This is a genomic window from Achromobacter sp. FW305-C-30-7 (assembly GCF_058783105.1).
The window spans coordinates 108954-131046 of the sequence record NZ_JBYSYI010000012.1 but is presented as its reverse complement, the minus strand read 5'-3'; the positions used below and the strand labels follow the sequence as shown (position 1 = coordinate 131046).

At 67.2% G+C, this 22093-nt stretch carries 19 protein-coding genes and 1 pseudogene; 8 read left to right on the top strand and 12 right to left on the bottom strand.

Going from position 1 to position 22093, the window contains the following annotated elements; all coding sequences use genetic code 11:
• Positions 1-61 precede the first annotated feature (61 nt).
• From AC3WOB_RS28460 to pdxR, 3 genes are all read left to right on the top strand, one after another.
• Positions 62-895 carry a taurine ABC transporter ATP-binding protein gene (locus AC3WOB_RS28460; RefSeq protein ID WP_013393528.1) on the top strand — a complete coding sequence of 278 codons (834 nt, stop codon included), beginning with the start codon at positions 62-64 and terminating at the stop codon, positions 893-895.
• Complete coding sequence (locus tag AC3WOB_RS28455; RefSeq protein ID WP_013393527.1) at positions 888-1715, top strand: ABC transporter permease subunit; 828 nt, start codon at positions 888-890, stop codon at positions 1713-1715. Before AC3WOB_RS28460 ends, AC3WOB_RS28455 begins: the two co-directional genes overlap by 8 nt.
• 108 nt (positions 1716-1823) lie before the next feature.
• Positions 1824-3401 (top strand): MocR-like pyridoxine biosynthesis transcription factor PdxR, encoded by a 1578-nt coding sequence (gene pdxR / locus AC3WOB_RS28450; protein WP_013393526.1) that lies wholly within the window; start codon positions 1824-1826, stop codon positions 3399-3401.
• Here the strand turns inward: pdxR and AC3WOB_RS28445 are convergent.
• The 12 genes and pseudogenes from AC3WOB_RS28445 to xsc form a co-directional block, all read right to left on the bottom strand.
• A complete protein-coding gene (locus AC3WOB_RS28445) occupies positions 3381-4784 on the bottom strand; it encodes an NAD(P)/FAD-dependent oxidoreductase (RefSeq protein WP_202798617.1) in 1404 nt (467 codons plus the stop codon). The genes pdxR and AC3WOB_RS28445 overlap by 21 nt on opposite strands.
• Positions 4785-4830: 46 nt before the next feature.
• Positions 4831-5223 (bottom strand): nuclear transport factor 2 family protein, encoded by a 393-nt coding sequence (locus AC3WOB_RS28440; protein ID WP_013393524.1) that lies wholly within the window; start codon positions 5221-5223, stop codon positions 4831-4833.
• Between the two features lie 196 nt (positions 5224-5419).
• Positions 5420-6160 (bottom strand): SDR family NAD(P)-dependent oxidoreductase, encoded by a 741-nt coding sequence (locus AC3WOB_RS28435; RefSeq protein ID WP_013393523.1) that lies wholly within the window; start codon positions 6158-6160, stop codon positions 5420-5422.
• A gap of 151 nt (positions 6161-6311) precedes the next feature.
• On the bottom strand, positions 6312-7283 hold the full coding sequence (locus AC3WOB_RS28430; RefSeq protein ID WP_013393522.1) for a CobW family GTP-binding protein: 972 nt from the start codon (positions 7281-7283) through the stop codon (positions 6312-6314).
• A 1-nt stretch (position 7284) separates the two neighbouring features.
• The gene (locus AC3WOB_RS28425; RefSeq protein WP_013393521.1) at positions 7285-8940 is read right to left on the bottom strand and encodes an amidohydrolase; all 1656 of its coding nucleotides are present in this window, start codon (positions 8938-8940) and stop codon (positions 7285-7287) included.
• A gap of 28 nt (positions 8941-8968) precedes the next feature.
• The gene (locus AC3WOB_RS28420) at positions 8969-9991 is read right to left on the bottom strand and encodes an ABC transporter ATP-binding protein (protein ID WP_013393520.1); all 1023 of its coding nucleotides are present in this window, start codon (positions 9989-9991) and stop codon (positions 8969-8971) included.
• A complete protein-coding gene (locus AC3WOB_RS28415; RefSeq protein WP_013393519.1) occupies positions 9988-10977 on the bottom strand; it encodes an ABC transporter ATP-binding protein in 990 nt (329 codons plus the stop codon). The genes AC3WOB_RS28420 and AC3WOB_RS28415 overlap by 4 nt, the downstream gene beginning before the upstream one ends.
• Positions 10974-11876: an ABC transporter permease gene (locus AC3WOB_RS28410; RefSeq protein WP_013393518.1), complete on the bottom strand. Its 903-nt coding sequence runs from the start codon at positions 11874-11876 to the stop codon at positions 10974-10976. The genes AC3WOB_RS28415 and AC3WOB_RS28410 overlap by 4 nt, the downstream gene beginning before the upstream one ends.
• Positions 11873-12841: an ABC transporter permease gene (locus tag AC3WOB_RS28405; protein WP_013393517.1), complete on the bottom strand. Its 969-nt coding sequence runs from the start codon at positions 12839-12841 to the stop codon at positions 11873-11875. The genes AC3WOB_RS28410 and AC3WOB_RS28405 overlap by 4 nt, the downstream gene beginning before the upstream one ends.
• Positions 12842-12853: 12 nt before the next feature.
• Positions 12854-14431 carry an ABC transporter substrate-binding protein gene (locus tag AC3WOB_RS28400; protein WP_492276866.1) on the bottom strand — a complete coding sequence of 526 codons (1578 nt, stop codon included), beginning with the start codon at positions 14429-14431 and terminating at the stop codon, positions 12854-12856.
• Positions 14432-14564: 133 nt separating this feature from the next.
• Positions 14565-15518: pseudogene (locus AC3WOB_RS28395) on the bottom strand (bifunctional enoyl-CoA hydratase/phosphate acetyltransferase); the annotation flags it as partial.
• 53 nt (positions 15519-15571) lie between these two features.
• Positions 15572-17383 (bottom strand): sulfoacetaldehyde acetyltransferase, encoded by a 1812-nt coding sequence (gene xsc, locus AC3WOB_RS28390; RefSeq protein WP_492276865.1) that lies wholly within the window; start codon positions 17381-17383, stop codon positions 15572-15574.
• 160 nt (positions 17384-17543) lie between these two features.
• Here xsc and AC3WOB_RS28385 point away from each other — a divergent pair, with 160 nt between their 5' ends.
• From AC3WOB_RS28385 to AC3WOB_RS28365, 5 genes are all read left to right on the top strand, one after another.
• Complete coding sequence (locus tag AC3WOB_RS28385; RefSeq protein ID WP_013393513.1) at positions 17544-18302, top strand: IclR family transcriptional regulator; 759 nt, start codon at positions 17544-17546, stop codon at positions 18300-18302.
• A gap of 189 nt (positions 18303-18491) precedes the next feature.
• Entirely contained in the window at positions 18492-19880 is a 1389-nt protein-coding gene (gene dbpA, locus AC3WOB_RS28380) for an ATP-dependent RNA helicase DbpA (protein WP_492276864.1), read from the top strand.
• A 167-nt stretch (positions 19881-20047) separates the two neighbouring features.
• Positions 20048-20455 (top strand): DoxX family protein, encoded by a 408-nt coding sequence (locus AC3WOB_RS28375; RefSeq protein WP_492276863.1) that lies wholly within the window; start codon positions 20048-20050, stop codon positions 20453-20455.
• A 230-nt stretch (positions 20456-20685) separates the two neighbouring features.
• Positions 20686-20850, top strand: coding sequence for a hypothetical protein (locus AC3WOB_RS28370; RefSeq protein ID WP_013393510.1), 165 nt, complete (start codon positions 20686-20688; stop codon positions 20848-20850).
• Positions 20851-20881: 31 nt separating this feature from the next.
• On the top strand, positions 20882-22093 hold a 1212-nt coding region (locus AC3WOB_RS28365), incomplete at its 3' end, for an adenylate cyclase (RefSeq protein ID WP_492276862.1).

The following is a 22093-nucleotide window of genomic DNA, read 5'->3' as shown; positions in this document are numbered from 1 at the left end:
GCGCCGCCTGCCTCGCGCCCCGCAGGGCTGCGCGCAGCCCGTCGCAACTAGGGGAGCCGGCATGACCATGCAGTCCACGTCCGCCACGCAGAGCCTGTGCGCGGAGAAAGTCAGCGTCACCTACCCCGGCCTGCACGACAGCGGGCCGGTCATCGCGCTGCAGAACGTCAACCTGACCATCCAGCCCGGCGAGTTCGTCGTCGCGCTGGGCGCCTCGGGCTGCGGCAAGACCACGCTACTCAGCCTGCTGGCCGGGTTCCTGTCGCCGACCGAGGGCGAGATCACGCTGGGCGGCAGGCCCATCGTCGGGCCCGGCGCGGACCGTGGCGTGGTGTTCCAGAAACATGCCCTGCTACCCTGGCTGAACGTGCTGGAGAACACCGAGTTCGGCCTGAAGCTGCAAGGCGTGGACAAGGAAACCCGTCGCGCCCGCGCCCGCCGCAACCTGGAACTGGTGGGCCTGCAGGACTTCCACCGCCACATGATCTACCAACTGTCCGGCGGCATGCAGCAGCGCGTGGGCATTGCGCGCGCGCTGACCTGCAACCCCGCCATGCTGCTGATGGACGAGCCCATGGCGGCGCTGGATGCGCTAACCCGCGAGACCATCCAGGAGCTGCTGCTGGACATCTGGCGGCAGACCAACAAGATGTTCTTCTTCATCACGCACAGCGTGGAAGAAGCGCTGTTTCTGGGTTCGCGGCTGATCGTCATGTCGCCCCGCCCGGGCCGCATCACGCACACCTTCACGCCGGACTTCAACCGGCGCTACCTGGAGACCCGCGATGGCCGCAGCATCAAATCCAGTCCCGACTTCATCGCCATGCGCGAACAAGTCCTTGGCATCATCTATGGCGACGAGCGAGCCTCCTCCCCCCAAGGCTTCCATGGCTAGCAGCCACCCGCGCCACAAGCCCGCGGCGCCAGGCAGGGTCTACGGCGCGCCGGGCGCGGGCTACAGCGGCCACATCAGCCTGATCACCAGCCTGGCGCTCATCGGGTTGTGGTTCCTGGTGACCAGCGCCGGCTGGGTGCGGCCCTTGTTCCTGCCCTCGCCCTTGGCCGTATACGACAAGTTCGTCTCGGCCATGACCGACGGCGTGGCCAATTCGACGCTGACGGAACATGCGCTGGCCAGCCTGTCGCGGGTGTTCGGGGCCTTCTTTCTGGCCTGCGTGACCGCCATTCCGGTCGGCATCCTGATGGGCGTGAACCGCTACGCGCGCGGCATCTTCGATCCGCCCATCGAGTTCTACCGCCCGCTGCCGCCGCTGGCTTATCTGCCGCTCATCATCATCTGGTTCGGCATCGGCGAATTCCCCAAGGTCCTGCTGATCTACCTGGCGATCTTCGCGCCCATGGCGATCGCGGCCCGCGCCGGCGTGCGCTCGGTGTCGATCGAACAGATTCACGCTGCCTACGCGATGGGCGGCACGCCCGCGCAGATCGTCTGGCACGTCATCCTGAAGGCCGCCATGCCGGAAATCTTCACCGGCATGCGCATCGGCATCGGCGTGGGCTGGACCACGCTGGTGGCCGCCGAAATGGTGGCCGCCGACCGCGGCCTGGGCTTCATGGTGCTGAACGCGGCCCAGTTCCTGGCCAGCGACACCGTCATCATGGGCATCATCGTGATCGGCGTGTTCGCCTTCGCCTTCGACCTGCTGGTCCGCTATCTGGAGAAATTCGCCATCCCCTGGAAGGGACGGGTCTGAACGCCGCCCGGGCAATCCCTCATTTCTTCCCCCATCCGGCTCCTCTATCCTCAAGAACGGCGCCTGCGCAGCGGCTACCGGCTGCGCGGGCCTACACAAGGAGCCGTCATGTCCAGCCAGGCCTCGATGCTCAAGCCTGTGTTGTGGGAGCGCCTGTTCGAACGTGAAAGCGCGCCCAATCTCAGCCTGCAGGGCTGCGTGCGCCAGATGCTGGTGTCCGCCATCCTCAGCGGCCACTTGCCGCCCGGCACGCCGGTGCCGTCCAGCCGGCATCTGGCCGACCAGCTGCGCATCGCGCGCAACACCGTCGTGTTTGCGTATCAGCAACTGGTCAGCGAAGGTTATCTGGTGTCGCGCGAACGCAGCGGCCACTTCGTCAGCGACACGGTCATGCGAGGCCATTCCGGACCCACGTCCGACGCCCCGCCCGGCGACGCTGGCGAACCGGACGTGCGCTGGGACGAAAGACTGCGCTTCCGGCCATCCCGCCAGCGCAACATCACCAAGCCGCGCGACTGGCAGAAGCAGCCCTATCCCTTCGTCTACGCCCAGTTCGACCAGGACCTGTTTCCCACCGCGGAATGGCGCGAGTGCTGCATCAAGGCGCTGTCGGTGCTGGACATCCGCAGCTGGGCGCCCGACCTGATCACGCACGACGATCCCGCGCTCATCGAACAGATCCGCACCCAGGTCCTGCCGCGCCGCGGCGTCTGGGCGGACGCCGAGGAAATCGTCATCACCGTGGGCGCGCAGCACGCGCTCTATCTGCTGGCCGACCTGCTGGTCAATGAAGACACCGTGGTCGGCATGGAAGACCCCGGCTACCCCGACGCCCGCAACATCTTCGCCAGCCACACGCGCAATCTCCTGCCCCTGCCGGTGGACGAACAAGGGCTGTGCAGCGGCACCCATCTGCTGGGCTGCGACTACATCTTCGTCACGCCCGGCCACCAATGCCCCACCACGGTGACGCTGTCGCCGGAACGCCGCCAGAACCTGCTGACGCTGGCGCGCCAGGCCGACAGCCTGATCATCGAGGACGACTTCGAAAGCGAGAGCCGCTGGGGCGAAGGCGCGATTCCCGCATTGAAGAGCCTGGATCGCGACGGCCGCGTGATCTACGTGGGCAGCCTGGCCAAGTCCTTCGCCCCAGGCTTGCGCATCGGCTACATCGTGGCCCCGCGCGAGCTCACCGCCGAATTGCGCGCCCTGCGCCGCCTGATGCTGCGCCATCCGTCGGCTTACATCCAGCGCGCGTTTTCGCTGTTCATTTCGCTGGGCCACCACCATTCACTGCTGCGCAGGCAGTCCCAGGCCTACCAGGAACGCGGCACCGAACTGGCCCGCGCGCTGGCGCGGCACCTGCCTGATTTCAAGTCCATCCCCATCACCGGGTCCTCGTTCTGCTGGCTGCAAGGGCCGCCCTGGCTCAATGCGGTCGAGCTGTCGGAGGCGGCGCTGGCCGAAGGCGTGGTGGTCGAGCCGGGCGACGTTTTCTTCATGAACGGCGCCGACGCGCCGCGCAACTTCCTGCGCGTCGGTTTCACCTCGATCCGGCCGGAACACATCGAGCCCGGCATCGCCAGGCTGGCCAAGGTGGTCGAGCGCTACCGCCGTGCCGCCGCCGGCAGTAAAAAGGCCCCTGAGGGCCCGGACCTGCACACGCTAGAGCATTTCGTCTCGTAGGTAGTACCAGCGGTACAGCAGGCCCTGGCCCAGCCTGCGGAACGGCGCGAACATATGGCCCGGCAAGGGCGAGTCGTAGATCGGCAGGTCCCAGGCCACGCCGTCCTGGCCCATCATGCGCTGCGCCAGGCGCTTGCCGGCGTGGGCCGAGAACGCCACGCCGTTGCCGCCATAGCCGAAGGCGTAATAGACCGGCTGCGCCGGATCGGGCTGCGTCACGCGCGGCATCATGTCGTGGCTCACGTCCACCCAGCCCCACCAGGAATAGTCCACGTCCACGCCCGCCAGCGTGGGAAACTTGCGCGCCAAGCCCTCGCGCAGCAGCGCCAGATGGCGCGGATGCTGCGCGTCGGCGCCGCGCAGAGCGCTGCGGCTGCCTATCTGCATGCGGCCATCGGGCAGCAGGCGGTAATAGAAGCGCAAGGTCCGCGTGTCGGTGATGAACACCGTGCTTTTCAGGCCCGCGGCGTCACGCTCCGCCGGGGTCAGCACCCGCGTCACCAGCGAGTTCGACAGCACCGGCATGATGCGGTTGTCCAGCAGGCGGTTGACGCCTTGCGCGGTGTAGCCGCCGGTGGCGAATGCCACGCGGCGCGCGCGTACATAGCCGTTCGGGGTCTGCAGCCGCACGCCGCCGTTCTCCGAACGCCAGCCCAGCACCGGGCTGCCCGGATGGATACGCACGCCCAGCGCCCGCGCCTGGCGCATGTAGCCATAGGCAAGCTTCAAGGGATGCACGCCCACGCCGTCCGGCTCGTGCATCGCGCCCACCGCCTCGCGGTCGTACACGTAGCGTTCGCGCAATTCCTCCCTGCTCAGCATCCTGGCGTCGTAGCCGAACACCTCACGCATCACGCGGGCTTCGTTCTCCAGGAAGGCCATCTTCTTCTGGCGGTGCGCCGTGTAGAGATGACCGCCCGGCTGCGCGTCGCAATCCACCTGGGCCACCAGGCTCTTCCAGTATTCAAAGCCTTCGCGGATCTCGGCGTCCAGGCGCTTGGCGGTCGCCAGGCCCCAGCGCGCTATCCATTGCGAGCGGTACAGGCGCCCGGATGCGTTCTGCCCCTGCCCGCCATTGCGGCTGGTGCAGCCCCACACCGCGCGGTTGGCTTCGAGCACCACGGCCTTTACGCCGAAGTCACGGGCCAGCGTCAGGGCCGCCGACAGGCCGGTAAAGCCGGAGCCCACGATCACCACGTCGGCGTCGATATCGCCTTCGACCGGGCCGTCGTCCTCGGGCGGCTGGCCGGCGGTCGCGACCCAGTAGGTGGGCGCGTAGTCCTGGCCGCGCCCGGGCGGGGACACCAGCGGATCGTAGGCCGGGTTATACGCGCTGATCGCCGTCCGGCCAGCGGGGGCCGGACCTACAGATTGGAAGGACATTTGAGTATCCATGCTGCGTTCCGGTTGCTGGGCGCGAAAGGCGTCCTCAGCCGCGCGCCGGCAAGGCCGGGCGCTGCTTGCGGTAAGCGTTCTTCACGCGGATCTTGCCGTCGTGGAAGGTGAACACGTCCACCATGTCCGCCTCCACGCGGGAGCCGTCGGCGGCGGTGCCTGTAAAAGTGGACTGGGATACGCCGCGGTCGCCCGCGACCCAATGCGTGGCGTTCTGCCACTGCGCATCGGGGAAGTTCGCCCAGGCCGCGGCGAAGGCCGCGCGCACCGCGTCGCGCCCTTCATGGCGCGCGCCCCATCGCTCGGGGCCGGCCACGGTCTCGAACACGCAGTCCTCGCTCATAAAGGACATCAGGGCGTCGATATCGTGGCGGTTCCAGGCCGCCGCGAATTCGGCCAGCATGTCGGCGGTGACGGTCTTCTGCATTGCATACCTCCGATAGACGCCGGCGCGACGCGCGCCAGCATTCAGATCAAAGGTAAGTGAGCCCCCGTGCAGGGTCTAGAACCAGAAGCGGGAAATCGCTTGCACCAGACGGGGGGGGCTGGCGCTCGTGCGGCGGCCGGCGTCAGCCGGGCGTCGATCCCGGCAAGATCGATGCCGCCTCCCGCGCCTGTCGGCGCTACAGCACCATCCCGCCGTCGATCGTCAGGCTCGACCCCGTCATGTATCCCGATTCGGCGCTCGCGAGCCATGCGACCAGCCCTGCGATTTCGTCGGCGCTGCCCGTCCGCTGCAGCGGAATCATCGGACGGACCATGTCGAGATAAGGGGCCGCCAATTCGGTCTCGGTGGGTCCCGGCTGCACGTTGTTAATGGTGATCCCGCGCGGCGCCAAGTCGATGGCGATGCCCTTGACCATCGTGGCCACCGCGGCCTTCGTCATCGAATAGACGCTCGCGGCCGGGCCCCCGATGCGCACGGCCACATTGCTGCCGATCGTGACGATGCGGCCGCCGTGCGCGAGGTGCGCAACGCCTGCCTGGATGGCCAGGAACACGCCTCGCACGTTAATGGCCAGCATCTGGTCAAGATCCGCCAGGCTCACGTCGGCCACCCCGCCCAGCTTCATGATGCCGGCGTTGACCACCACGACGTCAAGCCGCCCGAAACGCTCGACCGCCTGCGCGACGGCCTGCCGGATCGCCTCCGCATTCGCGCTGTCGGCATGGATGGCCAGCGCCTTCGCCCCGCTCGCCTCGATCGCGGCGGCGGTTTCCCGCGCCCGCTCGGGGGCCGAGACGTAGGTGAACGCCACGTCCGCGCCGTCAGCAGCCAGCCGCCGCGCAATGGCGGCGCCAATGCCGCGCGAACCGCCGAATACGATGGCGGCCTTGCGCGCGCCGTTGGTAGTACCTGTCATGATTCACTCCTTTGTAGACTGATTGGGTCGATAGGTCGCCGTAGGAAACGCCGGCAAGTCCCCGGCGCATTCTCCCGGCCACATCGAATCAATCAATCACAAAGATATGAACAGGTAATCCAATTAATTCATGTCTCTCTGGGGCACTCCTTCAGGCCGACGCTTGCGCGAGCCAGGCGTCCATGTTGGCAGGGTCGATGGCGCCGCGCAGGCCAATAAGCACCAGCGACGGCGCGTCCAGATCGGCCGGCGGCCTGGCCTGCGTGTCGTACCGCACCCGCCGCCCGGCCAGTTGGACCAGCACCAGGCCATGCCGGTCGGTACGCACCCAGCCCTTGGCGCGCAGCAGCTGCCTGGGCGCCTCGCGCAGCCTGTTGGCGAACCTGTCGGCGTCGAGCAGCGCAGGCGCGCGCCATAGCCAGCTCTGGAAAGGGTGGTCGGGCTCATCGGACGTTGCGGGGTGGATGTGTCCCGGATGTCCGCAAGCGCCGCTGGCGCATGCACGCGCGAGACCGTGCATCTCGCCCTCGCCCAGCAGGTGACGCAGATCCACGCGCCCTTCCCGCGCCTCGACCATCGCGGCCCCGCGCGTCGCCGCATGCAGCCACTGGCGCAGCGCCGGCAATTCCTCGGCGGACGCGAGGTCGGTCTTGTTCAGCACCAGCAGATCCGCGGCCTTGAGCTGGCGTTCCAGCGTATCGGCCAACAGGGGATCCGCCGCCAGCGCGCGCACGTTCGCGGCGTCGGCCAGGACCACCACGCCCTCCAGCTGCAGCATGGGATCGGCCATGCCGACCTGCGCGATGCGGCCTGGATCCGACACGCCGCTGGCTTCGATCACGATCCATTCGGGCAAGGGGTCCAGCGCCAGGACGCGCGCCAAGGCGTCGTCCAGGCCGCCTGCCATCGAGCAGCAGACACAGCCGTTGGCCAGCCTGATCACCTGGTCGTTGCGCTGCGCGATCAGTCCGGCGTCGATGTCCACCGGCCCGAAGTCATTGACCAGGACCGCCGCGCGGCGGCGAGTGGTGGATAGCACATGATTGAGCAAGGTCGTCTTGCCCGCGCCCAGAAACCCGCCCACAACGGTCAGCGCGATGCGCGCTCCGCCCAACGGCGCCATCTCAGGCCTCCCGCAGCGCCAGCGGCCTGCCGCCGATGACCGTGCCCAGCACGCGCACATCCTTCAGCTGCTCCGGCGCGACCTCCAGCGGATCGTCCTGCAGCACGCAGAAATCGGCATGCTTGCCGATCTCGATGGAACCCACCAGATGGTCCAGATGCAGGGTGTAGGCCGCGCCCAGCGTCACGGCATGCAGGGCCGCCTCCACGTCGATGCGCTCGGATTCGCCCAGCACCTTGCCCGAGGAAGTCTGGCGATTGACCGCGCACCAGGCCGTGAACAGCGGCCCCAGCGGCGTGATGGGCGCGTCCGAGTGGATGGAGAACGGCACGCCGGCGCGCGCCGCCGAGGCGCAAGCGTCCATGCGCTTGGCGCGGTCCGGCCCCATGGTCAGGGCATGGTGTGCATCGCCCCAGTAAAAGATGTGGTTGGCGAAAAGATTGGCACACATGCCCAGGCTGGCCATGCGCCGAAATTGCGCCGCGTCGGCCATCTGGCAATGCTGCAAGGTATGGCGGTGGTCCCGGCGCGGACTGCGGCGCAGGGCGCGGTCGACGGCGTCGATGGCAAGCTCGGTGGCTTCATCGCCATTGGTGTGGATGTGCAGCTGCACGCCGGCATCGTGATACGTCTGGACCATGGCGTCCAGTTCGGCCGGCGCGATCACCCAGATGCCGTTGGGCGCGCCGTTGTAGTAGCCCGGCCAGCGCAGCCTGGCCGTAAAGCCCTGGATCGAGCCGTCCACAACCAGCTTGACCATGCCCAGATGCAGCTTGTCGTTGTTGAGCCGCCGGGCATCCTCCAACTTGGCCAGGCAGCGCGCCGGATCGCCCGCATACGTCAGCGCGGACGCGGCGGGCACGATGCGCACCGGATAGTCCGGTTCAGAGGTGATGCGCGCCAGCGTCGCCAGGCCCTCCTCGCCCAGCTCGTTGACCAGGTCCGTGGCGGTCGTGACGCCTGCCCACTGCGCCACCTTGCCGAACATGCGCAGGCCCTCTTCCGACACGCCCACGGTGCGGAACGGGCTGCCGATCAGGCGCATGACGGGAAACATGGCCGCGAATTCGCAGAGCTCGCCGCTGGGGCGCCCATCGTCCATGCGGGTAATGCCTTCGATATCGGTGTCGCGGTCGATGCCGGCACGCGCCAGCATCGGAGTATTCACGTTCATCAGGTGCATGCTGGCGTGCATCACCACCACGGGCCGCTCGGCGGAAACGGCGTCCAGGTCCTGCACACGCATGCGCGCGCCGTCGAAGAAGATCGGATCGAAGCCCCAGCCGATCAGCGTTTCGCCGGCTGGTAAGGCACGCTCGGCCTCGCTCAGCCGGGCAGCCACCGCGTCGAAGCTCTTCAGGCCTTCCCAAAGCCGGCCGTCCGGCCCGCGCCGGTCGTAATAACCCACGTACACGAACTTCCACATGCCGCCTTCCGGCAGGTGGCAATGCCCTTCCACCAGGCCGGGCATGAGCACCTTGTCCGCATAGCGCTCGTCGAGGTCGGCGGGGCCCCAGCCCGCCAGGTCTTCGCGGCTGCCCACGCCCAGGATGCGGCCTTCGCGCACCGCCACATGGGTGGCGCGCGGCTGCATCGGATTCATGGTCAGGATGCTGCGCGCGGCATAGATGGTGGTTCGGGCGCGGGTCTGGCTCATCGGTCTGTCCTTCTATCGGAGGGTGGATTCATCCCTGCAGCGGCGACACCAGGACGCCATCGCGGGAGTCGACGAAATGGCAGGCCACGCGGTGGCCTGGCGCGACTTCGCGCAGAGCGGGCTCGCGCGTGGTGCAGAGCGACTGCGCGGCCGGGCAACGGCCGGCGAAGCGGCAGCCGGGCGGCGGATCGACCGGGCTAGGCGGATCCCCCGCCAGCCGCACCCGGCGGGCGGCAAGTTCGCGCCCGCCTTTCACGGTTGGCACCGCCGACATCAGTGCGACGCTGTAGGGATGCAAGGGACGCGTGAAGAAAGCGTTGCGCGAGGCCTGCTCGATGATCTTGCCCAGATACATGACGGCGATGTCGTCGCAGATGTGCTCCACCACCGCCATGTCGTGCGAGATAAACAGGAATGACTGCCCCTGCTCGCGCTGGATGCGCCGCAGCAGGTTCAGGATCTGCGCGCGAATGGCGATGTCCAGGGCGGACACCGGTTCGTCGCAGACGATCAGATCCGGCGCGCTGGCCAGGGCCCTGGCCACGTTCAGCCGCTGCCGCTGTCCGCCGGAGAACTGATGCGGAAACAGCTGCCGCTGTTCCGGCCGCAAGCCCACCAGTTCGAACATGCGGGCCACCCGTGCCTCGCGTCCGCCCGGCGGATCGATGCCCATCAGGTCCAGCGGCGACCGCACGATATCGCCCGCGCGCTGGCGCGGATTGAGAGAGGAATACGGATCCTGGAACACCAGCTGCACGCGGCGGCGCATGCGGCGCAGGGCCGAACCGCTCAACGCCGTCATGTCGGTGCCGTCGAAATGGATGGAACCCGCGGTCGGATCCGCCAGGCGCAGCACCGACAAGGCGGTAGTGGTCTTGCCCGACCCGGACTCGCCCACGATCGCCAGGGTGCGGCCGCGCTGCAGCTCGAAGGACACGCCGTCCACGGCCTTCACGACGACGGGCTTGCCATCGCGTCCGCGTCCGCCAATGGGGAAATGCACGGCAAGATCGCGCACGGACAGCAAGGCGGGAGATTGCGGTGACGTCATCGCGCGGCCTCCGGATACAGCCAACAGGCCACTTCCTGGCCCTCGCCCACTTGGACCAACGGTGGAAATGCGTCGCGGCAACGGGCCATGGCCTGCCCACAGCGCTCCATGAACGGACAGCCCGCGCCGCGCTCCCAGATCGAAGGCACCACGCCGGGAATCTCCGGCAGGTCCGGGCGGATGTCGTCGGGCTCGCGGTCCAGTTCCGGCAGACAGGCGATCAAGCCCTGGGTATAGGGATGGCGCGGCTGCGCCAGGATTTCGCGCACGCCGCCCTGCTCCACTACCCGCCCGCCGTACATGACCACCACGCGGTCCGCCATTTCCGACACCGCGCCCATGTCGTGCGTGATCAGCAGCACCGCGGTGCCGCGCCGGGCCTGTTGCTCGCGCAGCAGGTCGAAGATCTGCGCCTGCACCGTCACGTCCAGCGCGGTGGTGGGCTCGTCGGCGATCAGCACGTCCGGATCGCAGGCCAGCGCGATCGCGATCATCACGCGCTGCCGCATGCCGCCGGACATCTGGTGCGGATAGTCGTCCACGCGCCGCTCGGGCAAGGGGATACCCACCGACTTCAGCATGTCGATGGCGCGCTCACGGGCCTGGCTCTTGCTCAGGCCCTGATGCAGGCGCAAGGGCTCCGCGATCTGGTCGCCGACCGTGTACACGGGATTGAGCGCCGTCATGGGCTCCTGGAAGATCATTGATATCTTGTTGCCGCGCACCCGGCGCATGGCCTCTTCGTCATGGCCGGCCAGGTCATCGCCACGCAGGCGCACGCTGCCCCCGCCTATGCGCCCCGGCGCGGGAATCAGCCGCATGATGGCCAGCGCCGTCATGCTCTTGCCGCAGCCGGATTCGCCCACCAGGCACAGGGTCTCGCCAGGGTTCAGGGCGAAGCTCACCGCGCTCAGCACCTCGGCCGCGCGCCCGCGCGCCTGGAACTCCAGGCTCAGGCTATCCACTTCCAGCACCGGGGCGTTCATGCCCGCCCCCGCGAGTTGGGATTCAACGCATCGTTCAGACCGTCGCCGATCAGGCTGACAGCCAGCACAGTCACGAAGATGGCGGCGCCCGGCAGAGTCACGGCCCACCACGCGGTCAGGATGTAGGGGCGGTTGCTGCCTATCATCAGGCCCCAGCTCATGATGTTGGGATCGCCCAGGCCCAGGAACGACAGGCCGGCCTCGAACAGGATGGCCATGCCTATCGCCAGCGTCGCGGACACGATCAGCGGCGCCAAGGCATTGGGCAGGATCACCCGCCAGATGATGCGGGCGTCGCCCGCGCCTATCACTCGTTCCGCCAGCACGTACTCGCGGCGCTTCAGGCGCAGGAATTCGCCGCGCGCCAGCCGCGCCGTGCCTGTCCAGCTGACCACGCCGATCGCCACCGCGATAGTCACGAGCGAAGGCGAGAACAGCGTCACCAGCACCATGGCGAACAGCAAGGTGGGCAGCACCTGGAAGAACTCGGTGATGCGCATCAGGGTTTCGTCGATCCAGCCGCCGTAGTAGCCCGCCAGCGCCCCCACCGTCAGCCCGATGGCCATGGACAGCACCGCCGCCACCACGCCCACCAGCAGCGTGGCGCGGCCGCCGTAGACCATGCCGGTCAGCACGTCGCGGCCCAGGTAGTCCGTGCCCATCAAGGCGTCCGCGCCCGGCGGCGTCATCGGCGCGCCGGCGATCTCGAACGGGTCCGCCTGCATGACCATGGGGCCGAAGATCGTCACCGCCAGGATGACGGCCAGCAGCAGCACGCCGGCCAGCGCCGAGGGATTGCGCGCAAACACCCGTAGGGCCTCGTAGGACGGGCGGGCCGGCGGCCGCGCCGCCTGGGCCTGCAAGGCGGCAACGGGAACGGCGGAAGGAGTCTGGCTCATGAGGTCTTGATCCTGGGATCGATCAGGCGGTAGGCCAGATCGGTAAGCTGATTCATCACCACCACCAGCAGCGAAGCGAACAGCAGGATGCCCAGCAGCGTGGGATAGTCGCGCCTGAGCACGGAGTCGAATGCCAGCCGGCCCAGCCCCGGCCAGTTGAAGACCGTCTCGACCAGGATCGCGCCCGCCAGCACATTGCCGAACTGCAGGCCCAGCATGGTCACCACCGGCAACACGCCGTTGCGCAGCGCGTGCTTGTACAGCACGGTGCGTTCCGGCAGGCCCTTGGCGCGCGCGGTGCGGATATAGTCGGCCGACAGGGCCTCCATGACGCTGGCGCGCGCCAGCCGGCTGTACTGCGCCAGGTAGACAAACGCCAAGGTGAAGGCCGGCAACACCAGGTGGTGCAGCACGTCCAGTACGCCGGCCCAGCCGTCCTGCGGGCCGCCGGCAGAGCGCATGTCGGACACGGGAAAGATCGGCAACACCGAGGCGAACAGGATGATGAGGATGATGCCGGTCCAGAACACCGGCGCGGAATAGCCCACCACCGACAGCAGCGTGATGCCTTGCGACAGCGGCCCATTGGGTTTGCGCGCGGCCAGCGTGCCCAGCAGCGTGCCCGCCAGGAAGGCGCTCAGCACCGAAGTCACCACCAGCAGCAGCGTGGCCGGCACGCGGTCCCAGATCAGCTGCGCCACCGGCACGTTGAAGAAGTAGGAATAGCCCAGGTCGCCGCGCAGCACCTGCATCAGGTAGATGCCCAGCTGCGTCAGGAAGGGTTTATCCAGCCCGTACTGCGTGCGCAACTGCGCCCGCAGTTCTTCGCTGATGCCGCCCATGGAGCCCGCGATGGTCTCGACCGGATCGCCCGGCGAGATGTGGATCAGCAGGAAGTTCAGCGTCACCACGGCCAGCAGCAGCACCAGCGCATAGGCCAGCCGACGCAGGAGATAGCGCGTCATGGCGGCTCCCCCTTACTGCAAGTAGGTATCGTCCATGGGCGAGATGACGCCCCAGATCCCGTCCGGCAAGCCGTGCACCTTCTTCGAGGACAAGGTGTGGTACGGAATGACCGTGAGGAAGTCGATGGGTACGTCCGCGGTGACCAGGCGCTGGAATTCGGCATACAGCGCGCGGCGCTTGTCGGCGTCGGTCTCCGTGCCAGCCTGTTCCAACAGCTCGTCCACCTTGGGATTTGCGTAGGACTGCGTATTGGTCCAGATGATGTCGCGGATGTTGCTGGACAGATAGGTGCGGTGCACGCCGATCACCGGATCGCCCCAGTTGAAGACGATGTCGGTGGTCATGTCGAAATCCTTGCTGGCGATGCGCTTGGCCCAGGTCGGGAAGTCCGGCGAGGCGCGCACCTGCACCGCGATGCCAACCTTCTTCAGCTGGCTACGCAAGTACTCCGCCACGTTCTTGCCCTGCACGTCGGAACCCGGCATGTAGTCCACGGTCAGCGACAGGCGTTCGCCCTTGGCGTCCTTTTTGAAGCCCGCTTCTTCCAGCAGCTGTTCGGACTTCTTCAGGTCCAGCGGATACTTGGCGACGTCCTGCGTGGCGAACGGACTGGTGCCAATGATGGGACCGTCGGCAGGCTTGGCGAAGCCGGCGTTCAGCGCCTTGGTGATGAAACCCTTGTCGGTGGCGTAGGCGATGGCCTGCCGCACCCGCACGTCGTTCAGCGGCTTGCGCGCAGTGTTGAAGGCCAGCCAGCTCAGCGCGCCTATGCCTTCGTAGCCCTTGCTGGTCATGACGGTGGCGGGATTGTCCTTGGCGCGCCGCAGGATGGTGGGCTCGGTCATGAACGGCAACACGCCGATGTCGCCACGTTCCAATCCGATCAGCAAATTGGTGGCGTCCGGATTGATCTTCACCACGATCCGGTCCAGGTAGGGCTTGCCGGGCAGGAAGAATTTGTCGAATTTCTCCAGCACGATTTCCTGGCCGGGCTTGAACTCCTTGAACTTGAACGGACCCGACCCGACCACGTCGGCCGAGTTGCGCGGATGGTTCTTCAGGTCCTGGCCGTCGTCATAGATGTGTTTGGGCAACACCGGCATCAAGGCCGGCGACAGCGCCAGCAGGATGGCCGGATGCGGCTTGTTCATTCGCAACACCACCGTGTAGGGGTCCGGCGTGTCCACGGCCTCCACCGGCGCGAACATGGTCTGGAACGGGTGGTTCTTCTTGACCGCCATGATGGAGAACGCCACGTCGGCCGAGGTCACCGGCTTGCCGTCATGGAACAGCGCGTCCTTGCGCAGATGCAGGGTCAGCGACTTGCCGTCCGGCGCCAATTCCCAGGACTGCGCCAGATAAGGTTGCGGCTTCCAATCGGCGTCATAGCGCAGCAGGCTGGCGAACAGCTGGGTGCTGGGCAAGGCGGTGGCGATGCCCGACTGCACCGCGCCGTTCAGGTGACGCGGCACTTGCGTCGAACCGATCACCAGCGTGCCGCCCGGCTTGGGCGCGTCCGCGGCCATGGCTCCGCCCGCCAGGGCCAGCGCCGTCAGAATCGTGGTCAGGCATTTTTTTGCGCTGCGCATGTTCTACCCCTTGATCTTGTGTGTCGCGAACCATTCAACGGATGGCCTTGGGGGTAGCGTATCCAGCCTGAGGGTCCAGGCTTAGTACCAAACCGCCGGACTTTTTGGAGCCAGTCGCGTCGACGGCCGGAATTCAGACGGCCCGCGCCCGCGCATACAACGAGGCCACCGCGCAGCTGTTGACGCGGGCTTGCATGGAATCGGAGCGGCTGGTCAGCAGCACGGGCACGCGCGTGCCCAGCACCAGCCCGGCCGTGCCGGCGCCGGCCAGCCAGGTCAGTTCCTTGTAGAGCATGTTGCCGGCCTCGATATCGGGCACCAGCAGGATGTCGGCATCGCCCGCCACACGCGACACGATGCCCTTCTGGTCGGCCGCCTCGCGCGAGATGGCGTTGTCGAAGGCCAGCGGGCCGTCGATATCGCCGCCGCGGATCTGCTGGCGGTCCGCCATCTTCGACAGGGCCGCCGCATCCAGCGTGGCGGGCATGGCAGGATTGACGGACTCGGTGGCGCACAGCACCGCGAGCTTGGGCCGTTCCACGCCCAGCGCGCGCGCCAGGTCGATGGCGTTCTGCGCGATATCGGCCTTTTCCTGCAGGGTCGGCGCGATGTTGACGGCCGCGTCGGTCAGGATGAAGAGCTTGGGATAGGCCGCCACCGCCATCACGAAGGCATGGCTGATGCGCCTGTCGGTGCGCAGGCCGGCATCGCGCGCCACCACGGCCGCCATGAAGTGGTCGGTATGCAGGCTGCCCTTCATCAGCATGCGCACGGCGCCGTCGCGCGCCAGCGCTGCCGCGGCGCGCGCAGCCTGCACTTCGTCGTCGGGCGTGTCGAACACTTCCAGTTCGCCTGCGCGCAGCCCCAACTCCGCCATCAAGGCCCGCAACCTGTCCGCCGGGCCGACCAGCACCGGTTCGATATAGCCCGCGTCGCGCGCTTGCACAGCCGCGCCCAGGCTGGTCGGACACAAGGGATACGCTACCGCGGTACGCAAGCGTCCGGCTGACAGCGCGGCATTGCGCAGCGGCTCGAACAAGCTATCACTTTCCATTTCGGTCTGCTCCTGCCGCGGAGTCCGCGGCGCCTGGCGGGAGAAGTCCGGCGTGGCCGCCGCCGCGCCGGACGAACGCTACGCGGTCAGCGCTTGGCGGGATCGATCGACAACGGCACCTCGCCCGGATGGAACGGCTGGTTCACGTACTGCTTGTACTTGTCCAGGAAGCGCACCGGCTGCTTGAGGGCGTCGCGGCGGAACGGGTCGCCCAGTTCCTGGCTGACCATCATCTCCAGCACGGTGGTCTTGCCTTCGGACTGGGCCTTGCAGGCGGCCTGCAGAGCGGCGCCCACCTGGTCGGCGTGCTCCACCCGTATGCCTTCCGCGCCCATGGCCCGCGCCAGTTCGGCGAAGTTCGGGTTCAGCAGGTTGCTGCCGACGAAGCGGCGGCCGTAGAAGTCCACCTGGTTCTTCTTTTCCGCGCCCCATTGGCCGTTATGGAACACCACCGCGGTCACCGGTATCTTCTCGCGCACGCAAGTCAGCAGTTCCTGGAAGCTCATGCACCAGGCGCCGTCGCCGACGTAGGCCACGGCCGGCCGGTCGGGCCTGCCCAGCTTGGCGCCGATCAACGCCGGCAAGGCGTAGCCGCAATTGCCGAAGCTCATGGCGGCCAGCATGGAATCCGGCTCGTCGAAGCGCAGGTAGCTGTTGGACACCGAGCAGATATTGCCGATGTCGGTGGACACCATCACGTGCTTGGGCATGGCGCGTTCCAGCTCGCGCAGCATGCGGCGCGGATGCATGCGGCCGCCGCCGTGCTCGATGATGTCCAGGCTCCAGTCGTCGCGTTCATGCGACCAGCTGTCCAGTTCCTTCTCCCATTCGGCCTTCTGCGCCGCGATCTGTTCGCCGCGTCCCGCCTTGGTGGCGGCGCAGGCGACCTCGCGCCCTTGCAGCTTGGCGGCCAGCGCCGCCGCAGCGGGCTTGGCATCGCCGCAGATGCCGACCGACACCGGGCGCACCAGGCCCAGCATGCGGTGGTCGGCGTCCACCTGGATGATGCGCGCGCCCTGCGGCCAGTAGTCCAGCCCGTGCTGCGGCAAAGTACCGAAGGGTCCGAGGCGCGTACCCAGCGCCAGCACCACGTCGGCCTGCGACAGCAGCTTCATGCCGGCCTTGGCGCCCTGGTAGCCGAGCGGGCCGCACCACAGCGGATGGCTGGCCGGGAAGGCGTCGTTGTGCAGGTAGCTGGTGACCACCGGCGCGCCCAGCAATTCGGCCAAGGCCACGCATTCGGCCTGGCCCTCCGAGAACAGCACGCCGCCGCCCGCCACGATGACGGGGAACTTGGCTTGCGCCAGCATCTGCGCTGCCGCCTCCAGATCCTCTTCCGAGCCCGGACCGCGGCGGATGCGGCGCGGCTCGGGGATGGCCACGTCGATCTCGCCATAGAAGTAGTCGCGCGGAATGTTCAGCTGCGTAGGGCCGCGCTCGGCCAGCGCGTTGTCGAAAGCCTTGGCGGTGAACTCGGCCATGCGGTCAGGCCGATTCACGTGCGCCTGGTACTTGGTGATGCGCGAGAAAATGGGCAGCTGTTCGGTTTCCTGGAAGCCCCCCAGCCCCATGCCCGCGGTGCCGGTTTCGGGCGTGATCGCCACCACCGGGCTGTGCGCCCAATAGGCGGCCGCTACGCCGGTCACGAAATTGGTGATGCCCGGGCCGTTCTGCGCGATGCAGACACCGTGACGGCCGGTCACGCGCGAATAGCCGTCGGCCATGTGCGCGGCGCCCTGTTCGTGCACCGTGGGAACGAAGCGGATGCCCGCCGCCGGAAACAGGTCCAGCGCGTCCATGAAGGCCGAGCCGACGATGCCGAATACGTCCTTGACGCCCTGGGCGACCAGCGTTTCCACAAACGCTTCGCTAGGGGTCATGTGTTGCTTGCTGCTCATGGTCTCTCTCCTGGCAGGCCGGCGGTGTCGGATTGCATCTGGGCCGGCATGATCCGATACTGCAGCAGAAACCTCGCCGCTCACACCCCGCTGCGTTCCATTTTCTGCAAAATCCGTGCAAAGATGGGAGGCAAACCGCCGAATCTTCAATTATTGAAAGATGAAAGACGAATCCTCCGCAGCGCTGCGCGCGCTGACCCTGCTGGAACAGGTGGCCCGCTCCGGGCAGCCGGTATCGTTGGCCGCGCTGACGGACGCCACCGGCCTGCCCAAGCCCTCGGTGCTGCGCATCCTGTCGCGCCTGGTCGACGCCGGCATGCTGCTGCGCGAGCCCGCTGGCAAGAGCTACGTCAGCGGCCCGCGCCTGAGCGCGCTGGCGCGCGACACGCTGCTGAACTCGCCCTTGCGCGGCGAGCGCCACCGCATCCTGGACAGCCTGGTCGACGAAATCGGCGAGACCTGCAACTGCACCATGCTGGACGGCGACGAGGTCATCTACCTGGACCGCGTCGAAACCGCCTGGCCGCTGCGGGTCAACCTGCAATCGGGTTCGCGCGTGCCACTGCACTGCTCGGCCAGCGGCAAGTTGTTCCTGGCCCATATGCGGCGCGAGGCGCGCCAGCGCCTGCTGGCCGCGGCGCCGCTGCCGCGCTACACGCCCAACACGCTGTGCGACGTGGCCGCGCTGGAGCAGGAACTGCGCACCATCAAGAAGGAAGGCGCCAGCTTCGACCGCGAAGAATTCCTGCTGGGGATCGTCTGCATGGCGGTGCCCATTCTGCATGGCACACGCGCCATTGCCGCGGTCGCCTTGCACGCGCCCGTGGCGCGGCTTTCGATCGACGGTGCGCGAGCCTGGCTGCCGCGCATGCAGGAAGCCGCCCGCGCGCTGGCCGGCACCTACGAATCCGAGGCCTGACGCCGCCCCGCGCCTGTTTCCGCACCACCCGGGGCTCTCATTCCCGGCTGCCGTATTCCCGGCTCTTGTTTCAGGGTCCATCGGCCGCAGGCATTACACTCTTGGGCGTATGCGGTTCACGCAACCGCCCCCTTTCCTTTGCCGCCGGGCCGCCCCCCCCGGGGGCAGAAAGCGACTATCCCTCTTATCGTGACCGACACCTCCTTTACCTCCCTGCCCCTGCTGCCCGCCCTGCTCGACAATCTGAAGAGCCTGGGTTTCGAGCAGATGACGCCCATCCAGGCGCAAAGTCTGCCGCTGATCCTGGAAGGCCGCGACCTCATCGCGCAGGCCAAGACCGGCAGCGGCAAGACCGCGGCCTTCGGCCTGGGCGTGCTGCAAAAGCTCGATCCCACGCGCCTGACGCCGCAGGCGCTGCTGGTGTGCCCCACGCGCGAACTGGCCGACCAGGTTGCGCAGGAACTGCGGCGGCTGGCGCGCCAGATCGCCAACGTCAAGATCCTGACCCTGTGCGGCGGCGCCGCCGCCCGTCCCCAGGCCGAATCGCTGGCGCGCGGCACCCATCTGGTGGTGGGCACACCCGGACGCATTCAGGACCACCTGGAACGCGGCAGCCTGGACCTGTCGGGTCTGAACACCCTGGTGCTGGACGAGGCCGACCGCATGGTCGATATGGGCTTCTATGACGATATCGTGGCCATTGCCTCGCACTGTCCCACCAAGCGCCAGACGCTGCTGTTCTCGGCGACCTATCCCGACAACATCCGCAAGCTCAGCGCCCGCTTCCTGCGCAATCCCGCCGAGGTCAAGGTCGAGGCGCAGCACGACGCCAGCCGCATCGAGCAGATCTTCTACGAAATCGATGACAAGGACCGGCTCGACGCGGTGACGCGCCTGCTGGCGCATTTCCGTCCGGAGTCCACCCTGGCCTTCTGCAACACCAAGATCCGCAGCCACGACCTGGTCGAACGCCTGCAAGCCGAGGGCATCAGCGCCCAGGCGCTCAACGGCGACCTGGAACAACGCGAACGCGACGAGATCCTGATCCAGTTCGCCAACCGCAGCTGCGCCGTGCTGGTGGCCACCGACGTGGCCGCGCGCGGCCTGGACATCCAGAACCTGGGAGCCGTCATCAACGTCGACGTCACCAAGGACACCGAGGTCCACGTGCACCGTATCGGCCGCAGCGGCCGCGGCGAACAAAAGGGGCTGGCGCTGAGCCTGTGCTCGCCCGAGGAAATGCGCTGGGCCAACCTGATCGAGCAATATCAGGGCGCGCCGCTCGTGTGGGGCGACATCAAGACGCTGCGGCCCAAGGCGGACCGCCCCTTGCGCGCGCCCATGATCACCCTGTGCATCCAGGGCGGCAAGAAGGACAAGCTGCGTCCGGGCGACCTGCTGGGCGCCCTGACCGGCGACGGCGGCCTGACGTTCGAGCAGGTCGGCAAGATCAACATCACCGAGTTCAACTCCTACGTGGCGCTGGACCGCCAGATCGCCCAACAGGCGTTCTCGCGCCTGTCCAACAGCAATATCAAGGGTCGGCGCTTCCGCATGCGCTATCTGGAAGAGTTCTGAGTGTCGTCAGGCGACAAAAACTTGATGATTTCGCTCGGGTTTTGCAATAATGGCGCGGCCTGCCCTGGCGGCCGCCCTGCCCGCGATCATCGGGGCGCGGAACCAACGGCTCGCAACTTGTTCCAACGGCCGCGGTCCCCTTTCAACCAATAGAAGAGAAACTCACCATGATCAAATCCGACGACACCGGCAAGCTGATCCTGCGCCTGACCCTCGGTATTCTGATTCTGCTGCATGGCCTGTTCAAACTGACCGGCGGCGGCGTCGGCGGCATCAGCGGGATGCTGTCCTCGCACGGCTTGCCCGGTTTCCTCGCCTATGGCGCCTACGTCGGCGAAATCCTCGCTCCCGTCCTGCTCATCGTCGGCATCTACACCCGCCTGGGCGGCCTGCTGATTGCCATCAACATGCTGGTCGCGATCCTGCTGGCCCACTCCGGCCAGATCAGCAGCCTGACCAACAACGGCGGCTGGGCGCTGGAACTGCAAGGCATGTTCCTGTTCACCGCGCTGGCCATCGCCTTCATGGGCGCAGGCCGCTTCAGCCTCGCCGGCAACGGCGGCCGCTGGAACTGATAGCCGTAACACGGCGATACGCGCTACACAGGGGTCGCCGAGGCGGCCCCTCTTCATTTGCGCGGACATTGATACGAACGACATCGACGGTCACGCAGCCGCAAACATCCGTCACCGGAAAGCTGTTTCGGAACGATTACAGTGCAGAACCCCGGGGCCTGCCCTGTGGCCTAATCCTGACGAGCGCAACAAAGGCGTGAGCCACGCCAGGCGCTCGGCAGGAGTCGCAAATGAAGAAGAGTCTGTTGCTGATGCTGGCCATGTCCAGCGCCTTGACTGGATGCGTGGTCGTACCCGCAAGGCCGGCGTACTACCGTCCGGCGCCGGTGTATTACACGCCGCATTATTACTACCCGGCATATCCAGCCCCTCATTACTACTATCGTGGCTATTGATCCGCGCGCCCATTGCGCAAAGGAAAAGACCATGAACATCTACTCCCGGATCCTCCGCCCGCGCCCCCTGGCCGCGGCCGTTATGCTGGCCGCCTGTGCCAGCGCCACGGCGCAGACCTATGCGCCGCCGCCCGCGCCCGCCGCGCCCGTCTATGACGATGGCGATCCGGCCAACGCCAATCTGGCGCTGGTGGACCGCAGTCCCGAACCGCCGCCTGCGCTGCCCGTGTATGTGCAGCCGGCCGCGCCCGCAGACGGCTATATGTGGGTACCCGGCTACTGGAGCCGCAATCGCTACGGCTTCTTCTGGGTCCCCGGCGCGTGGGTGCTGGCGCCCTATCCCGGCGCCCTCTGGACACCGGGATACTGGGGCTTCGTGAACGGCGTGTACCTGTGGAACGCGGGCTACTGGGGCCCCCACGTGGGCTTCTATGGCGGCATCAACTACGGCTTCGGCTACACCGGCCTGGGCTACGTGGGCGGCTACTGGAAACGCGACCGCTTCTACTACAACCGCTCGGTCACGAACGTGAACATCACCCGCGTGACCAATGTCTACAACCACACGGTGGTCGTGAACAACGTCGACAACCGCCGGGTCAGCTACCACGGCGGCCCGTCAGGCATCCGGCGCGACGCGGACCCGCGCGAACTCGCCGCACGCAAGGACCGGCATTCCCAGCAGACCGACACGCAGCGCGGCTATGTGCGCGACGCCGGCAACAACCGGGCGCAGTTCTATGACCACAACAAGGGCCGTCCGCCCCAGGCGTACGTGGACCATCAATCCAACGGCAGGCCGCCTGAAGGCCAGCGTCCGGGGAATGGTCGCGACGGCCGGGATAACAACGGGCGCGACAACCGTGGTGGCGCCGACCGCAACAACCCGGACCGCGGGGATATGCAGCGCGGACGCGATATGACGCCCGGGCAGCAAGGCCGCCCACAGCCGCCGCAGGCACAACAGGTGCGCGAGCAACAGCAACGCGAGCAACAGCAACGCGATCAACAGGCTCAGCAGCAGACGCGTCAGCAACAGCAGCGTGATCAACAGGCCCAGCAGCAGGCGCGTCAGCAACAGCAGCGTGATCAACAGGCACAGCAGCAGGCGCGTCAGCAACAGCAGCGTGATCAACAGGCACAGCAGCAGGCGCGTCAGCAACAGCAACGCGATCAACAGGCACAGCAGCAGGCGCGTCAGCAACAGCAGCAGCAGCAGCAGCAGCGCGACCAGCAGGCACAG

Bases quoted from the DNA above. Each gene is read 5' to 3' on its own strand.
- AC3WOB_RS28455 (WP_013393527.1), top strand. From the start codon at position 888: ATGGCTAGCAGCCACCCGCGCCACAAGCCCGCGGCGCCAGGCAGGGTC.
- AC3WOB_RS28385 (WP_013393513.1), top strand. From the start codon at position 17,544: ATGAAAGACGAATCCTCCGCAGCGCTGCGCGCGCTGACCCTGCTGGAA.
- AC3WOB_RS28400 (WP_492276866.1), bottom strand. From the start codon at position 14,431: ATGCGCAGCGCAAAAAAATGCCTGACCACGATTCTGACGGCGCTGGCC.
- AC3WOB_RS28375 (WP_492276863.1), top strand. From the start codon at position 20,048: ATGATCAAATCCGACGACACCGGCAAGCTGATCCTGCGCCTGACCCTC.
- AC3WOB_RS28445 (WP_202798617.1), bottom strand. From the start codon at position 4,784: ATGTCCTTCCAATCTGTAGGTCCGGCCCCCGCTGGCCGGACGGCGATC.
- AC3WOB_RS28435 (WP_013393523.1), bottom strand. From the start codon at position 6,160: ATGACAGGTACTACCAACGGCGCGCGCAAGGCCGCCATCGTATTCGGC.
- AC3WOB_RS28460 (WP_013393528.1), top strand. From the start codon at position 62: ATGACCATGCAGTCCACGTCCGCCACGCAGAGCCTGTGCGCGGAGAAA.
- AC3WOB_RS28410 (WP_013393518.1), bottom strand. From the start codon at position 11,876: ATGAGCCAGACTCCTTCCGCCGTTCCCGTTGCCGCCTTGCAGGCCCAG.
- AC3WOB_RS28430 (WP_013393522.1), bottom strand. From the start codon at position 7,283: ATGGCGCCGTTGGGCGGAGCGCGCATCGCGCTGACCGTTGTGGGCGGG.
- AC3WOB_RS28415 (WP_013393519.1), bottom strand. From the start codon at position 10,977: ATGAACGCCCCGGTGCTGGAAGTGGATAGCCTGAGCCTGGAGTTCCAG.
- AC3WOB_RS28405 (WP_013393517.1), bottom strand. From the start codon at position 12,841: ATGACGCGCTATCTCCTGCGTCGGCTGGCCTATGCGCTGGTGCTGCTG.
- xsc (WP_492276865.1), bottom strand. From the start codon at position 17,383: ATGAGCAGCAAGCAACACATGACCCCTAGCGAAGCGTTTGTGGAAACG.
- AC3WOB_RS28440 (WP_013393524.1), bottom strand. From the start codon at position 5,223: ATGCAGAAGACCGTCACCGCCGACATGCTGGCCGAATTCGCGGCGGCC.
- AC3WOB_RS28420 (WP_013393520.1), bottom strand. From the start codon at position 9,991: ATGACGTCACCGCAATCTCCCGCCTTGCTGTCCGTGCGCGATCTTGCC.
- AC3WOB_RS28425 (WP_013393521.1), bottom strand. From the start codon at position 8,940: ATGAGCCAGACCCGCGCCCGAACCACCATCTATGCCGCGCGCAGCATC.
- pdxR (WP_013393526.1), top strand. From the start codon at position 1,824: ATGTCCAGCCAGGCCTCGATGCTCAAGCCTGTGTTGTGGGAGCGCCTG.
- AC3WOB_RS28370 (WP_013393510.1), top strand. From the start codon at position 20,686: ATGAAGAAGAGTCTGTTGCTGATGCTGGCCATGTCCAGCGCCTTGACT.